Consider the following 14,513-nt stretch of genomic DNA (forward strand, 5'->3'; position numbering starts at 1 on the left):
CAATCGAGGGTTTCAGACCTCCCCCAGAATGGCCACCACCTCGATCATCTGATCCCCCGCCGGCCTGCGCCACAGCACCTCATCCCCAGGTCCGGCGCCCAGCAGCGCCCGTCCCAGCGGCGAGCCCCAGTTGACCAGCCCGTGTACCGCGTCGGCCTGGTCCTCGCCCACCAGTTGCACCTGATGCTCCTGGTTGTCCTCATCGACGAACCGCACTCGGCTGCCGATCTGAACTTTTTCGGTGGACGTGGCGCTCGGTACCACCTGCGCACTCTGCACGCGGGCGCTGAAGTAGCGCAGGTCGCGCTCGGTATCAGCCAGCCGCTGCCGGTCGGCGCGCTCGCCCTGGGCCTGCAGTTCGCTGCGCAGCGCAGTGAGCATGGCCAGCCGCTGCTGCAACTGGGCGAGGCCGGTGGCAGTGACGTAGTTGGGCTGGTCGCTGACCCGTCGCTCCACCGGCTGGCTGGCCTGGGCGGCGGCCTGGTCTTCGTTGACGAATGCTCGGCTCATGGGCGGCCTCCTTTGTGCTGGAGACCATGGTGGCAGGTCGCGGGTTTCAATGATTGTCCGATTGCGACGTCATTTGCGGCGATAGGCGCGGGCGGCGCCCTGGTCCTTTTCCTGCTGCCAGTCGCGGTCGCGCTCGTCCCAGTAGCGCTCGCGGTACTCGCGCAGGTCTTCGTTGGACTGCATCGCGTGGCACTGGCGAAAGCCATCGTCCCAGCCGCTTTCGTACTGGCGGTTGTGCAGGTAGCGCGGGACATCCTTGCGAAAGTCGCCGGCCATCAGCCCGGCGGCTTGGCGACCGCTGCTGCAGCCGTCCTGGAAGCCGTCGGCGTAGGCGGGGGGATAGCCCTGGTTGACCATCTGTTCGTGGGTGGTTTCACAACCGGCCAGCAGCAATACGACACACACGCCCAACCAATACCGCGACATATCCACAAGACCTTTAGCGTAATGGTGGAAAGTCTAGGTGGTGAATTGTCGGCGCGATGTCAAAACGCTGTCGAAGGATCGCGACGCGCTCCCACGAGGAAGGCCACATTGATCAGTATTGGTACCACTTCAGCTCCAGCATCACCTCGTTCTGCGCCGTGGCCAGATGGCTGAACTGCCGGGAGGCGCTCAACCGCAGCCCAAGGTCCCGGCTGATCTCCCACTGCTGGTTCAGGCTCACGCTGCGGCGTACCTCGCCATTGGTGAAGTAATCACCCTTGGCTTCCAGCGTCAGGTTGCCCAGCGGATTGCGCCACAGCAGCCCGCCATTGAACCCGGCTGCCGGCGAGATGAACTCGGCGAAGTCGTTGTGGTGCTCGACCCGCACCGTGCCCAGGGCGAAGCCAAGCAGGTCGTCGCTTAACTGCCAGGTTCCGCCGGCGCCGCCGTTGACGTGGCTGACCAGCACCTCGTCGTCGTGCTTGCCAGGCACCCGCTCCAGGCCCCCGGCAACCTGCCACGACCAGGGCTTGAGCAACTCATTGCGCGGGGTCAGTGAGCGGATGGTGGCCAGGTCCAGGCGCTGCACCTGCCAGTCGTTGCCCTCGTACTGGCGCAATTTGAGCTGAAGGATCTCGATCTGCGCGCCCAGCGGGAAGCCATACAGGTTGTCGTTGAGGTCGTGATAAGCCATGCGCAGGCCGTACTCGGCGTAAGCGCGGTCCTCGCGGGTCCCGACGCCCAGTTGCCAGGTGCGCGACTGATGGCCGTCCTCGGGCAGGCCTGGGCGCTCGATCACCAGCGGTGGCGGCGGGTTGCGGTTGATCGCCCTGAGCAGCTCGAAACTGCGCGCGGCCTGGGCCGGGTCGCGTTCCTGGCCGTTGGCCCGGTAGCGCTCCAGGCGATAGGCGGCATCCTGCACCAGCGCCTGGCGTTCGCGGGGCAGGGCGGTGAAGTCGGGGCTCTGCAACTGAGCGGTATCGGCGCTGATGGCCAGCACCTGCTGTTTTTCCTCATGGTCCAGCGGCTCGGCGCGGGCCAGCAGTTCGCGCTCGCGGGAGGGACGGTAGCGCACATCGGAGACCAACCCCGATTGCTTGACCGCCTTGACCGTGTCGGTGGGAATGGCGGTCAGCGGGAACTGCGAGGTCAGGTCCAGGCTCGGGCGCGCCACCTGCAGCAGTTCCAGCAGGCGGTAGGAGCAGTTCTCGTCGAAGAAGAAGTAGTCGAACTTGATCTGCTTGAGCTCCCACACGTGCTCGACCATGCGTCCGGTCTCCTCGGGCGTCAGGTCCAACTGGTATTCCCAAAGGTCGCGGTTTTCCAGGCTGCGGTACTCGGACAGCTTCTCCTGGTAGGGCATCATCGCGAACAGCCCGGGATAACCGCCCATCAGGCCTTTCCAGGCGTAGAGGATGCTGTTGTCGCTGCCTTCGATATAGGCGCCGAAGTTGATCGCGTAGCTCAGCAGCGTGGTGTCGTCGCGACGGGTGTTGGACTGGTCGATACGCAGCAGCGTGTGGCCGAACATCGACGACGGGCTATTGAGATAGGCCGCCGGGAAGATCAGCGTCGCGCTGTGCGGGTCGATGGATGTGTACCAGGTCTTGAACTCCTGGCAGTCCGGGCTCGGCAGGTCACTGAGGTTCAGCTGTTCGCGCAGCCAGCGGGTACGCGCGGGGAACACGCATTGGGCATGCTTGTCGCCCAGGCTGGCTGGGGCGTACAGGGCGGCGACGGTGGCCTGCAGCTCCTGGTCGGGATGGTGGGCGCCATCCTCGGCGAGGAAAAAGCGTTTGTCGTCCACATAGCTGCGCCAGCCGCCGAGCTTGGCGGTTTCGTAGTGCCCGAGGGCGATCCAGTAGGGCGTGGCCGCCAACTGCTGGACGCGGGCCGGGTCGAGCTGTGGCGCGGCATGAATCGGTGCGCTGACGAGCAGCGCCAGGGGAGCGAGGCGTTTGAACATGTCGGGCAACTACATCCTGATGATGCCGGAAGGTGAAGCGCCAAGCCCGCCCCGCTGCCGGGGCGGGAGGCGTGGTACTTAAGCCTCGGTGGCGTACTTGGCCAGTTGTGGGTCGCTCTTGAGCACGGCCAGGGTGTTGGAGTGGACAGTTTCGGCAGTCACGTCGGCGCTGCTGAAGATCTGCTGGAAGTGCTCGTGGGTGACGGCGGCGAAGCGCGCGCGGTCTTCAGGGGCCACACCGAGGACCACGGCGTAGGTGGTCAGGGCTTCGCCCTGGCCCTGGGCCATGTCTTCGGAGAGCTCGTTCATCATGCCGTTCATGGCAAACCAGGATTTGCCGCCATAGGTGAGCGCGGCCTTGGTCGAGCAGCCGTTGGTGCCCGAGGTCATGCCGAAGGTTGCGTTGCCGGACGTGCCGTTGGTGGTGGAGGCCAGGAAGTGGGCCGGTGTGCCGCGCTGGCCCTCGAACAGCAAGTTGCCCCAGCCGCAGTTCGGGCCGCCCGGCGCTTCGGCCATGGCGTTGATCGAGACAGCGGCGAACAGAGTACCCAGAAGAATCCGTTTCATAGCGTTGTTCTCTTTCTCAAGTGACATACCAATGGTCAGGGTTCTGGCAACGCGGTTGCCAGGGCGGGAGGATTTCCATCCCCCTGCGCAGCTTGGAGTTTAGGCACGATCCAAAGGTTGCGTTGTTTATTGCGAAAAATTGCTTGCGTGATCGGTCATGTTGGGCTGTGACATAAAGTCCCACGGAGCCTTGCCGCTGCGCGCTGGCAGCGCCAGAATGCCTTTCATCCGCCCCGCCGAAGTAAGGAAACCCAATGCCCGATCCTGTCGCCTCGCGCCTGCGTCTCGCGCCCGAAGCCCTGACCCGGCGTTTCTCCGCTGAACAGTTCGCTTTCTCCAACACCGACGACCTGGAGCCGTTTCGTGGCGTCCTGGGCCAGGAGCGTGCCGTCGAGGCCCTGCAGTTCGGCGTGGCCATGCCGCGCCCCGGTTACAACGTGTATGTGATGGGCGAGCCCGGCACGGGCCGCTTCTCGTTCGTCAAGCGTTACCTCAAGGCCGAAGGCAAGCGCCAGCACACCCCGGCCGACTGGCTGTACGTCAACAACTTCGAGGACTCCCGCGAGCCGCGCGCCCTCGAGCTGCCGTCCGGCAGCGCCCATGAGTTCATCAACGACATGAACGGGCTGATCGACAACCTGCTGGCTACCTTCCCGGCAGTGTTCGAACACCCGTCGTACCAGCAGAAGAAGAGCGCCATCGACCGCGCCTTCAACCAGCGCTACGACCGGGCGCTGGACGTGATCGAGCGGGCTTCGCTGGAAAAGGACGTGGCGCTGTACCGCGACAGCAGCAACGTCGCCTTCACCCCCATGGCCGACGGCAAGGCGCTGGACGAGGCCGAGTTTGCCCAACTGCCGGAGGAGGTGCGCGAGCGCTTCCATGAAGACATCGCCGCGCTCGAGGACCGGCTGAACGAGGAACTGTCCAGCCTGCCGCAGTGGAAGCGCGAGTCGAGCAACCAGTTGCGCCAGCTCAATGAAGAGACCATCACCCTCGCCCTGCAGCCGCTGCTGGCGCCGCTGTCGGAGAAATACGCGGAAAACGCCGCGGTGTGCGCCTACTTGCAATCGATGCAGTTGAACCTGCTGCGCACCGTGGTCGAACAGCTGGTCGACGACAGCAAGACCGACGCCGTGGCGCGCAAGATGCTCGAAGAGCAGTACGCGCCCAACCTGGTGGTTGGCCATCCCGGCAAGGGCGGGGCGCCGGTGGTGTTCGAGCCGCATCCGACCTACGACAACCTGTTCGGCCGCATCGAATACAGCACCGACCAGGGCGCGCTGTACACCTCCTACCGCCAGCTGCGCGCGGGCGCGCTGCACCGCGCCAACGGCGGTTTCCTGATCCTGGAAGCGGAGAAGATGCTCGGCGAGCCGTTCGTCTGGGACGCCCTCAAGCGCGCCCTGCAATCACGCAAGCTGAAGATGGAGTCGCCGCTGGGCGAACTGGGCCGCGTCGCCACCGTCAGCCTGACGCCGCAGGTGATCCCGCTCAGCGTCAAGCTGGTGATCATCGGCTCGCGCCAGCTGTACTACGCGCTGCAGGACCACGACCCGGACTTCCAGGAGATGTTCCGGGTGCTGGTGGACTTCGACGAAGACATGCCAATGGTCGACGAGAACCTGGAGCAGTTTGCCCAGCTGTTGCGCACCCGCACCAACGAAGAGGGCATGGCGCCGCTGACCAGCGACGCGGTGGCGCGCCTGGCCACCTACAGTGCGCGCCTGGCCGAGAACCAGTCGCGGCTGTCGGCGCGGATCGGCGACCTGTTCCAGCTGGTCAGCGAGGCGGACTTCATCCGCCAGCTGGCCAACGAGGCCATGACCGACGCCGGCCATATCGAGCGGGCGCTCAAGGCCAAGGCCCAGCGCACCGGGCGGGTCTCGCAGCGGGTGCTCGACGACATGCTCGCCGGGATCATCCTGATCGATACCGAAGGCGCGGCAATCGGCAAGTGCAACGGCCTGACCGTGCTCGAGGTCGGTGATTCGGCGTTCGGCATGCCCGCGCGGATTTCCGCCACGGTCTATCCGGGTGGCAGCGGCATCGTCGACATCGAGCGCGAGGTCAACCTCGGGCAGCCGATCCACTCCAAGGGGGTGATGATCCTCACCGGCTACCTGGGCAGCCGCTATGCCCAGGAGTTCCCCCTGGCGATTTCGGCGAGCATCGCCCTGGAGCAGTCCTACGGCTACGTCGACGGCGACAGCGCCTCGCTGGGCGAGGCCTGCACGTTGATCTCGGCGCTGTCGCGCACCCCGCTCAAGCAGTGCTTCGCCATCACCGGCTCGATCAACCAGTTCGGCGAGGTGCAGGCGGTCGGCGGGGTCAACGAGAAGATCGAAGGCTTCTTCCGCCTCTGCGAGGCCCGTGGCCTGACCGGCGAGCAGGGCGTGATCATCCCGCGGGCCAACGTCGCCACGTTGATGCTCGACGAGCGGGTAGTGCAGGCGGTCGAGGCCGGGCGCTTCCATGTCTACGCCGTCAGCCAGGCCGACGAGGCGCTGAGCCTGCTGGTCGGCGAGGAAGCCGGCGCGGTCGACGACAAGGGCGAGTTTGCCGAGGGCAGCGTCAACGCCCGGGTGGTCGAGCGCCTGCGGGTGATCGCCGAGATGATCAGCGAGGAAGAGATCAAGGAGGCCGAGAAGGAGCGTATGGAGGAGGTTATCGCCCAGGCCAAGCCTGCCTGAGTCAAAAAATCGGCGCTGGCGGCCATGTGCTACCGTTCAGCGCCGGTTTTCCAACCTTTTCCTCAGGTCGGCTAAAGTGGAACTTAAGGACGTTGTCAGGGTTCAGGATGGAAACAGCCTGAGGGTTTCAGGCTGAACAGGGCTTTACAGAGGGGACGCCGCCATGCGCAACCTCAGCCTCACCCGCCAGTGCCTGGGCCTGGTGACCCGCATCGAATGCAGCATCCGTCCGCTGGCCGGGGACAACGGCATGTGGACCTTGCTGTTCGCCGCCGGCATGGCCGGTGAACAACCCTCGGCGATCAAGGCCCAGGGCCCGTTCCACGGGCCGATGGTGGCCGAGTCGGTGATGAACGCCATCGTCGACAGCCTCACCCTTCATGGCTATCAGGTCGCGGAAGACCCGCAGATCTGGTGCCTGCACCTGCAGGCGCAGTTGCGCCGAATCAACGGTGAGCGGTGCCGCAATCTTGGGGACTATCAGTTCCATCCGGAAACCTGAGCGTTTTTCCTGTGGAACCAGGTTCCCGTGGGAGCGGGCTTGCCCCGCGATAAAGGCCCGGCCTGGCCATTGTGACAGGGCGGCTGGCGCCATCGCGGGGCAAGCCCGCTCCCACGAAGTCGCCTCCACAAAGTCTGCTCGCACGATGCACTGCGGCAACCAGCCGCAGGCTTTTGCTGTCACAGGTGGCTGGCTATACTCGCGATCGCTTTTCCAGTCACTTCACGAGTCCCCCTACTGTCCATGGAACGTATCCTCGAAAACGCGATGTATGCCTCGCGCTGGCTGCTCGCCCCAATCTACTTCGGCCTCTCGCTGGGCCTGCTGGCACTGGCCCTGAAGTTCTTCCAGGAAATCATCCATGTCCTGCCCAACGTCTTCACCCTCGCCGAGGCCGACCTGATCCTGGTGATCCTGTCGCTGATCGACATGTCGCTGGTCGGCGGCCTGCTGGTGATGGTGATGATCTCCGGCTACGAGAACTTCGTCTCGCAACTGGATATCGACGAGAGCAAGGAAAAGCTCAACTGGCTGGGCAAGATGGATTCCTCGTCGCTGAAGATGAAGGTCGCCGCGTCCATCGTCGCCATCTCCTCGATTCACTTGCTGCGGGTGTTCATGGATGCGCAGAACATCTCCACCGACTACCTGATGTGGTACGTGATCATCCACATGACCTTCGTCATCTCGGCATTCGTCATGGGTTACCTGGATCGCATTACCAAACACTGATTCGTTTGGGCGCTATCGCGGGGCAAGCCCGCTCCCACGCAGGCCTTAAGGTTGCGTGGGAGCGGGCTTGCCCCGCGATCTTTCTGACCAGCGGCAGCTTGTGCTTTCGCCGTTGCCGTACAAAAAATGAGCACTCATGCCTGGTTCCCGCAGCGAGGTGCGCCCATGAACCTGCATCAGCTCAATACCGAGGCCAGGGCTGGCCATGTCGACGAACTCAACCTGATCGCCATCGAAGGCGGTGATTACCTGCTCGAGGCCCGGGTCAAGGGCCGTGCCCATCCGCTGGACGATACGCGTGGCAAGCGCTTGCGCGTGCACTCGGTCGAGGACGCCCGCTTGCTCCTGCAATCGATTCCCCTGTTGTCGATGAACCTGGTGCACTGGTCCGTGCAGGATGAGATGTGTGGCCTGGGCCTGCACCCGGAAGAAGACCTCAAGGTCCCGATTTCCCAGCGTTCGGCCTGGTAGCTGCTTCGCGCGGCACCAGTGTGCTAGGCTGCTCGCCCTTTTCATTAGGGCGCGGATGCAGTGCGCCCTTAAGCGGAGCAAGCCAATGTCCGAACTCAACCTGTCCACCGACGAATCCCGCGTCAGCTACGGCATCGGCCGCCAGCTGGGCGGCCAGCTGCGTGACAACCCGCCACCAGGCGTCAACCTGAACGCCATCGTTGCCGGCCTGACCGACGCCTTCAACGGCGCCGACAGCCGCGTCAGCGAACAAGACCTGTCGGCCGCTTTCAAGGTCATCCGCGAAGTGATGCAGGCCGAAGCCGCTGCCAAGGCCGAAGCCGCCGCTGCCGCCGGCAAGGAATTCCTGGCTGAAAACGCCAAGCGTGAAGGCATCGTGACCCTGGCCTCGGGCCTGCAGTACGAAGTGCTGACCGCAGGTGAGGGCGCCAAGCCGTCCCGCGAAGACAACGTGCGCACCCACTACCACGGCACCCTGATCGACGGCACCGTGTTCGACAGCTCCTACGATCGCGGCCAGCCGGCCGAATTCCCGGTCGGTGGCGTGATCGCCGGCTGGACCGAGGCCCTGCAACTGATGAACGCCGGCAGCAAATGGCGCCTGTACGTGCCGAGCGAGCTGGCCTATGGCGCCCAGGGCGTCGGCAGCATCCCGCCGCACAGCACCCTGGTGTTCGACGTCGAGCTGCTCGACGTTCTGTAATGCCTGATCGCGGGGCAAGCCCGCTCCCACTGGTGCTCTGCTACCTCGTGGGAGCGGGCTTGCCCCGCGATGCCTTTCAGTTCCAATCCGTTCCCCCCGGGCGCAACGCCCGCGCATAGCAGAACAGAAACAGATTTCTTACCAGCTCCTTGAGCACCCCGGGTTCACTCGAATTCAGCCCCGTGAGGTCCAGGTCACCCTGGTCACGCAGTTCGTCGAGCGCGTCTTCCTCGAGCACGGCGCACACTTCGCCGGTCTCGCGATGCAGGATGCGCAGGTAGGGGTGGGGGCGGTCGAGCCAGGCGTCGATCAGATAGGTCATGGCTATTCTCCTTGGATAGCGTTTCCAATGAGAATAATTCTTATTATCAAAATAGCAAGTGACTATTGGAAGAATTCTTCCGAATGGTGAAGGCGATCCTGTTGCAGGATCTGTCAGGGCCGCCCGTTGGGCAGCCCCGAGGGGCAGGCGATCAGACCTTGCGCACGAACTCGGACTTGAGCTTCATCGCGCCGATGCCGTCGATCTTGCAGTCGATGTCGTGGTCGCCGTCGCACAGGCGGATGTTCTTGACCTTGGTGCCGACCTTGACCACCAGGGACGACCCCTTGACCTTGAGGTCCTTGATCACGGTGACAGTGTCGCCGTCCTGCAGGACGTTGCCGACCGAATCCTTCTTCACCACGTCGTCGCTGGCGGCTTCGGCTTCGCCGCTGGCCGACCACTCGTGGGCGCATTCGGGGCAGATCAGTTGAGTGCCATCCTCATAGGTGTATTCGGAGTTGCATTGGGGGCAGGGTGGCAGAGTGCTCACGGCTTTTCCTTTCAAGTACAGGCGAGTAAAGGCGCACATTGTATAGGGTTTAGTGATTTCCTGCACAAACGCATCGCGGGGCAAGCCCGCTCCCACGCCATGATGTGTGCTGGCGTGGGAGCGGGCTTGCCCCGCGATGAGGGTGTTGCGATGAATCAGTGGGTGCGCGCGACCGCGAACTCGCTCAACTCGACCAGGGCATCCCGGTACTCGCTGGCCGGCAGCACTTCCAGGCAGGCGATGGCGCGGGCGACGTAGTCGCGGGCCATCTGCGCGGTGTAGTCCAGGGCACCGGACGCCTCGACGGCGATGCGGATCTGCTCCAGGTCTTCCAGGCCGCCTTTCTGGATCGCCTGGCGCACCAGCGCGGCCTGCTCTTGGGTGCCTTCGCGCATGGTGTAGATCAGCGGCAGGGTCGGCTTGCCTTCGGCCAGGTCGTCACCGACGTTCTTGCCCAGGGTCTCGGAGTCGCCCTTGTAGTCCAGCAGGTCGTCGACCAGCTGGAAAGCCACGCCCAAGTGGTCGCCAAAGGTGCGCAGGGCTTCGCGCTGCTCGTCGGTGGCGCCGGCCAGCGCGGCGGCGCTGTGGGTCGAGGCCTCGAACAGCATGGCGGTCTTGCCGCGGATGACGTCCATGTACACCTCTTCGGTGGTGCTGGCGTCGCGCACCCGCGACAGCTGCAGTACCTCGCCCTCGGCGATCACCCGGGTGGCCTTGGACAGGATCTGCATGACCGGCATCGAGCCCAGCTCGACCATCATCTCGAACGAACGCGAATAGAGGAAGTCGCCCACCAGCACGCTCGGCGCGTTGCCCCACAGGGCGTTGGCGGTGGAGCGGCCACGGCGCATGCCGGACATGTCGACCACGTCGTCGTGCAGCAGGGTGGCGGTGTGCAGGAACTCGATGGTCGCCGCCAGCAGACGCAGGTCGTCGCCCTCGCGGCCCAGGGCCTTGCCGCACAGCAGCACCAGCAGGGGACGCAGGCGCTTGCCGCCGGCGGACGTGATATAGTCACCGATCTTCGATACCAGCGGGACGCGCGAGGTCAGCTGCTTCTTGATGATCTCGTCGACGGCGCTGAAATCGTCAGCTACCGCGCGGTAGAAGGATTGGGGTTGCATCGGCTGCTCCATTGAGGTTGCGCGGCATGCTAGGTCGCAGGTACCGGTGTGTCAAGGCGCGCTGCCCGTGGCCCCGGGCCGGCACTTGCAAGCATTTATAGGGTTGCGTACAATCGCGCACCCTAACTTTCCTGGGCAGCACCTGCCTTACGCAATTGCACCGGGCCGTTCCAGCCCTGTGCAGCCATGCCAGCCAATACTCATCATATAAAGCGCTGGGTGAGCAGGATTATCGGAGAAATACCATGTCTTACGCAGTAATCGTTACCGGCGGCAAGCAGTACAAAGTCGCTGAAGGTGAATTCCTCAAGATCGAAAAACTGGAAGTCGCCACTGGCGAATCCGTGACCTTCGATCGCGTTCTGCTGGTCGCCAACGGTGAAGAAGTCACCATCGGCGCTCCAGTTGTTGCTGGCGCTAAAGTAGTGGCCGAAGTCGTTTCGCAAGGCCGCCACGACAAGGTTCGCATCATCAAGTTCCGTCGTCGTAAGCACCACATGAAGCGCATGGGCCACCGCCAGTGGTTCACCGAAATCAAAATCACCGGTATCCAGGCTTAATCGCCCCGATCCCCTGAATTTATTGGAGAATTGAACCATGGCTCACAAGAAGGCTGGTGGTAGTACTCGTAACGGTCGCGACTCAGAATCTAAACGCCTTGGCGTGAAGATGTATGGCGGCCAGGTGATCAAGCCGGGCAACATCATCGTCCGTCAGCGCGGCACCGAATTCCACGCTGGCTACGGCGTTGGCATGGGCAAGGATCACACCCTGTTCGCCAAGATCGAAGGCGTGATCAAGTTCGAGAAGAAAGGCGAGTTCATGCGCCGTTACGTGAGCATCGTCGCCGCTTAATCGCGACGTCGCTCCAGAAGCCCCGTCATGCGACGGGGCTTTTTCGTTTGTGGTGAGCCTCTTGCAAAGCTGTTTGAATGGGCTGCCGGCGTTGGTTTCTGGTTCGTACGGGGCCGCCGCGCTCATCTTCGCAAGAGCCTCATGGTTTTCTGGTTTTCGACTCGTCATCCGACGAGAGGCGGTTTTGAATGAAGTTTGTAGACGAAGTATCGATCCGGGTTAAGGCCGGTGACGGCGGCAACGGTTGCATGAGCTTCCGCCGCGAGAAATTCATCGAGAACGGCGGTCCCAACGGCGGTGACGGCGGCGATGGCGGCTCGGTGTATATGGTGGCCGACGAGAACCTCAATACCCTTGTCGACTACCGCTACACCCGTCACCACGAAGCCCAGCGCGGCTCCAACGGCGGCAGCACAGACTGCACCGGCAAGAAGGGTGACGACCTGTTCCTGCGCGTGCCGGTGGGCACCACCGTGATCGACGCAGCCACCCAGGAAGTCATCGGTGACCTGGTCACCCCGGGCCAGAAGCTGATGGTCGCCCAGGGCGGCTGGCACGGCCTGGGCAACACCCGCTTCAAGTCCAGCACCAACCGTGCGCCGCGCCAGACCACCCCGGGCAAGCCCGGCGATCAGCGCGACCTGAAGATGGAAATGAAGGTCCTGGCCGACGTCGGCCTGCTGGGCCTGCCGAACGCCGGCAAGAGCACCTTCATCCGTTCGGTCTCGGCCGCCAAGCCGAAAGTCGCCGACTACCCGTTCACCACCCTGGTGCCGAACCTGGGCGTGGTCAGCGTCGACCGCTGGAAGAGCTTCGTCATCGCCGACATCCCCGGCCTGATCGAAGGCGCCTCCGAAGGCGCCGGCCTGGGTATCCGCTTCCTCAAGCACCTGGCGCGTACCCGCGTGCTGCTGCACCTGGTCGACCTGGCGCCGCTGGACGGCAGCAGCCCGGCCGATGCCGCCGAGATCATCATCAACGAGCTGGCGCAGTTCAGCCCTGCACTGGTTGACCGTGAGCGCTGGCTGGTGCTGAACAAGGCCGACATGATCATGGACGACGAGCGTGACGAGCGCGTCAAGGAAGTGGTCGAGCGCCTGAACTGGGAGGGGCCGGTCTATGTGATCTCGGCCATCGCCAAGCAGGGCACCGAGAAGCTCAGCCACGACCTGATGCGCTACCTCGAGGACCGCGCCGACCGCCTGGCCAACGACCCGGCCTACGCCGAGGAACTGGCCGAGCTCGACCAGCGCATTGAGGACGAGGCCCGCGCCCAGCTGCAGGCCCTGGACGATGCCCGCACCCTGCGCCGCACCGGTGTCAAGAGCGTGCACGACATCGGCGACGATGACGACTGGGATGATTTCGAGGACGACGAAGACGGCCCGGAAATCATTTACGTGCGCGACTGATCGGTTGCAGTACACTAAACGCCGCTCTCTGGAGCGGCGTTTTTGTATCCACGGTATCTACAGATTCGACATAGGTTGGAAGAGAAGATGCGAAGCAAGGTGACTGGCGCCAGGCGCTGGGTCGTGAAGATCGGTAGCGCGCTGCTGACCGCCGATGGCAAGGGCCTCGACCGCGGCGCCATGGCGGTATGGGTCGAGCAGATGGTGGCCCTGCGCGAAGCGGGCGTGGAACTGGTGCTGGTCTCCTCCGGAGCCGTGGCCGCCGGCATGAGCCAGCTGGGCTGGACCTCGCGACCGAGCGCGATGAACGAGCTGCAGGCCGCCGCCTCGATCGGCCAGATGCGCCTGGTGCAGGCCTGGGAGTCGAGCTTCGGCGAGCACGGCAAGCACACCGCGCAGATCTTGCTGACCCACGACGACCTTTCCGACCGCAAGCGTTACCTCAACGCCCGCAGCACCCTGCGCACCCTGGTCGACTTGGGCGTGGTGCCGGTGATCAACGAGAACGACACCGTGGTCACCGACGAGATCCGCTTCGGCGACAACGACACCCTGGCCGCGCTGGTGGCCAACCTGGTGGAAGCCGACCTGCTGGTGATCCTCACCGACCGCGACGGCATGTTCGACGCCGACCCGCGCAACAACCCCGAAGCCCAGCTGATCTACGAAGCCCGTGCCGACGACCCCTCGCTGGATGCCGTGGCCGGCGGCACCGGCGGCGCCCTGGGCCGCGGCGGCATGCAGACCAAGCTGCGCGCCGCGCGCCTGGCCGCCCGTTCCGGTGCCCATACGATCATCATCGGTGGCCGTATCGAGCGCGTGCTGGATCGCCTCAAGGCCGGCGAGCGCTTGGGCACCCTGCTGTCGCCCGAGCGCGGCATGCTCGCCGCGCGCAAGCAGTGGCTGGCCGGCCACCTGCAGACCCGTGGCACACTGGTGCTCGACGACGGCGCCGTGAAGGCCTTGCGCGAATCGAACAAGAGCCTGCTGCCGGTGGGCGTGAAGACCGTGCAGGGCAGCTTCCGTCGCGGCGAGATGGTGGTCTGCGTCGGTCCCGACGGCCTGGAAGTGGCCCGTGGCCTGGCCAACTACAGCGCCCTGGAGGCGCAGAAGATCATCGGCCAGCCGTCCGACGCCATCGAGAGCCTGCTGGGCTACAGCGCCGAGCCTGAGCTGGTGCACCGCGACAACCTGGTCCTGGTCTGAAGGAGATCACCGTGCTGAAAAGGATGTTTGCCGTGGCGGCGCTGCTGCTGCCGATGCTGGCCGGGGCCGAGGAGATCGGCCAGGTGTCCACCGTGTTCAAGTTCGTCGGGCCCAACGACCGTATCGTGGTCGAGGCGTTCGATGATCCGAAGGTCGACGGCGTGACCTGCTACCTGTCGCGGGCCAAGACTGGGGGTATCAAGGGGGGCTTGGGGTTGGCCGAGGACCGTGCCGAGGCATCGATCGCCTGCCGTCAGGTCGGGCCGATCCACTTCAAGGGTGACTTGAAGGATGGCGAGGAAGTGTTCAAGGAGCGCACCTCGCTGGTGTTCAAGACCATGCAGGTGGTGCGTTTTCTCGACAAGAAGCGCAATACGCTGGTGTACCTGGTGTATAGCGATCGCCTGATCGAAGGCAGCCCGCAAAATGCGGTGACGGCGATTCCGATCGTGCCTTGGGCACAGCAATAACCCGATAGATAGCAGGGAGGCCTTCGGCCTCCTTTCGCGACACAAGGGCCGCAACGCGGCC

Annotated in this window: 17 protein-coding genes; 10 read left to right on the top strand and 7 right to left on the bottom strand. The window is 64.2% G+C overall.

The window, feature by feature from the left end; genetic code table 11:
- Positions 1–12: 12 nt before the first annotated feature.
- The 4 genes from AC25MA_RS14230 to AC25MA_RS14245 all read right to left on the bottom strand — a co-directional run bounded on the left by AC25MA_RS14230 (position 13) and on the right by AC25MA_RS14245 (position 3,469).
- Positions 13–510: a GreA/GreB family elongation factor gene (locus tag AC25MA_RS14230; RefSeq protein ID WP_207851204.1), complete on the bottom strand. Its 498-nt coding sequence runs from the start codon at positions 508–510 to the stop codon at positions 13–15.
- A 69-nt stretch (positions 511–579) separates the two neighbouring features.
- A complete protein-coding gene (locus AC25MA_RS14235) occupies positions 580–936 on the bottom strand; it encodes a hypothetical protein (RefSeq protein ID WP_028691185.1) in 357 nt (118 codons plus the stop codon).
- 112 nt (positions 937–1,048) lie between these two features.
- Complete coding sequence (locus AC25MA_RS14240) at positions 1,049–2,902, bottom strand: Lnb N-terminal periplasmic domain-containing protein (RefSeq protein WP_028691184.1); 1,854 nt, start codon at positions 2,900–2,902, stop codon at positions 1,049–1,051.
- Between the two features lie 78 nt (positions 2,903–2,980).
- Positions 2,981–3,469, bottom strand: a complete 489-nt coding sequence (locus AC25MA_RS14245) for a DUF3015 domain-containing protein (RefSeq protein WP_028691183.1) — start codon at positions 3,467–3,469, stop codon at positions 2,981–2,983.
- 254 nt (positions 3,470–3,723) lie between these two features.
- On the opposite strand from AC25MA_RS14245, the gene AC25MA_RS14250 reads away from it, so the two are divergent.
- From AC25MA_RS14250 to bamJ, 5 genes are all read left to right on the top strand, one after another.
- A complete protein-coding gene (locus AC25MA_RS14250; protein ID WP_028691182.1) occupies positions 3,724–6,162 on the top strand; it encodes a Lon protease family protein in 2,439 nt (812 codons plus the stop codon).
- Positions 6,163–6,325: 163 nt separating this feature from the next.
- On the top strand, positions 6,326–6,664 hold the full coding sequence (locus tag AC25MA_RS14255; protein ID WP_023631147.1) for a PA4575 family protein: 339 nt from the start codon (positions 6,326–6,328) through the stop codon (positions 6,662–6,664).
- Between the two features lie 243 nt (positions 6,665–6,907).
- Positions 6,908–7,396, top strand: a complete 489-nt coding sequence (locus AC25MA_RS14260; protein WP_023631146.1) for a TIGR00645 family protein — start codon at positions 6,908–6,910, stop codon at positions 7,394–7,396.
- 165 nt (positions 7,397–7,561) lie between these two features.
- Entirely contained in the window at positions 7,562–7,867 is a 306-nt protein-coding gene (locus tag AC25MA_RS14265; RefSeq protein WP_028691181.1) for a DUF6482 family protein, read from the top strand.
- Positions 7,868–7,952: 85 nt separating this feature from the next.
- Entirely contained in the window at positions 7,953–8,570 is a 618-nt protein-coding gene (bamJ, locus tag AC25MA_RS14270; protein WP_028691180.1) for a BamJ family beta-barrel-assembly machinery protein, read from the top strand.
- Between the two features lie 76 nt (positions 8,571–8,646).
- Here bamJ and AC25MA_RS14275 read toward each other — a convergent pair whose 3' ends face one another.
- The 3 genes from AC25MA_RS14275 to AC25MA_RS14285 form a co-directional block, all read right to left on the bottom strand.
- A complete protein-coding gene (locus AC25MA_RS14275; RefSeq protein WP_028691179.1) occupies positions 8,647–8,892 on the bottom strand; it encodes a PA4570 family protein in 246 nt (81 codons plus the stop codon).
- A 151-nt stretch (positions 8,893–9,043) separates the two neighbouring features.
- Positions 9,044–9,385, bottom strand: coding sequence for a zinc ribbon domain-containing protein YjdM (locus AC25MA_RS14280; protein WP_028691178.1), 342 nt, complete (start codon positions 9,383–9,385; stop codon positions 9,044–9,046).
- Between the two features lie 155 nt (positions 9,386–9,540).
- The gene (locus tag AC25MA_RS14285) at positions 9,541–10,509 is read right to left on the bottom strand and encodes a polyprenyl synthetase family protein (protein WP_028691177.1); all 969 of its coding nucleotides are present in this window, start codon (positions 10,507–10,509) and stop codon (positions 9,541–9,543) included.
- Between the two features lie 245 nt (positions 10,510–10,754).
- Between AC25MA_RS14285 and rplU the strand changes: the two genes are divergently transcribed.
- The 5 genes from rplU (at position 10,755) to AC25MA_RS14310 (ending at position 14,452) form a co-directional block, all read left to right on the top strand.
- On the top strand, positions 10,755–11,069 hold the full coding sequence (gene rplU, locus AC25MA_RS14290) for a 50S ribosomal protein L21 (RefSeq protein WP_003247466.1): 315 nt from the start codon (positions 10,755–10,757) through the stop codon (positions 11,067–11,069).
- 37 nt (positions 11,070–11,106) lie between these two features.
- The gene (gene rpmA, locus AC25MA_RS14295; RefSeq protein WP_003247464.1) at positions 11,107–11,364 is read left to right on the top strand and encodes a 50S ribosomal protein L27; all 258 of its coding nucleotides are present in this window, start codon (positions 11,107–11,109) and stop codon (positions 11,362–11,364) included.
- 188 nt (positions 11,365–11,552) lie between these two features.
- Positions 11,553–12,776, top strand: coding sequence for an Obg family GTPase CgtA (gene cgtA / locus AC25MA_RS14300; protein WP_028691176.1), 1,224 nt, complete (start codon positions 11,553–11,555; stop codon positions 12,774–12,776).
- An 87-nt stretch (positions 12,777–12,863) separates the two neighbouring features.
- Positions 12,864–13,982 (top strand): glutamate 5-kinase, encoded by a 1,119-nt coding sequence (gene proB / locus AC25MA_RS14305; protein ID WP_028691175.1) that lies wholly within the window; start codon positions 12,864–12,866, stop codon positions 13,980–13,982.
- Between the two features lie 23 nt (positions 13,983–14,005).
- Entirely contained in the window at positions 14,006–14,452 is a 447-nt protein-coding gene (locus AC25MA_RS14310) for a CreA family protein (RefSeq protein ID WP_139121132.1), read from the top strand.
- The last annotated feature ends 61 nt before the right edge of the window (positions 14,453–14,513 follow it).

The sequence above is a fragment of the Pseudomonas sp. P65(2024) genome (assembly GCF_057480955.1).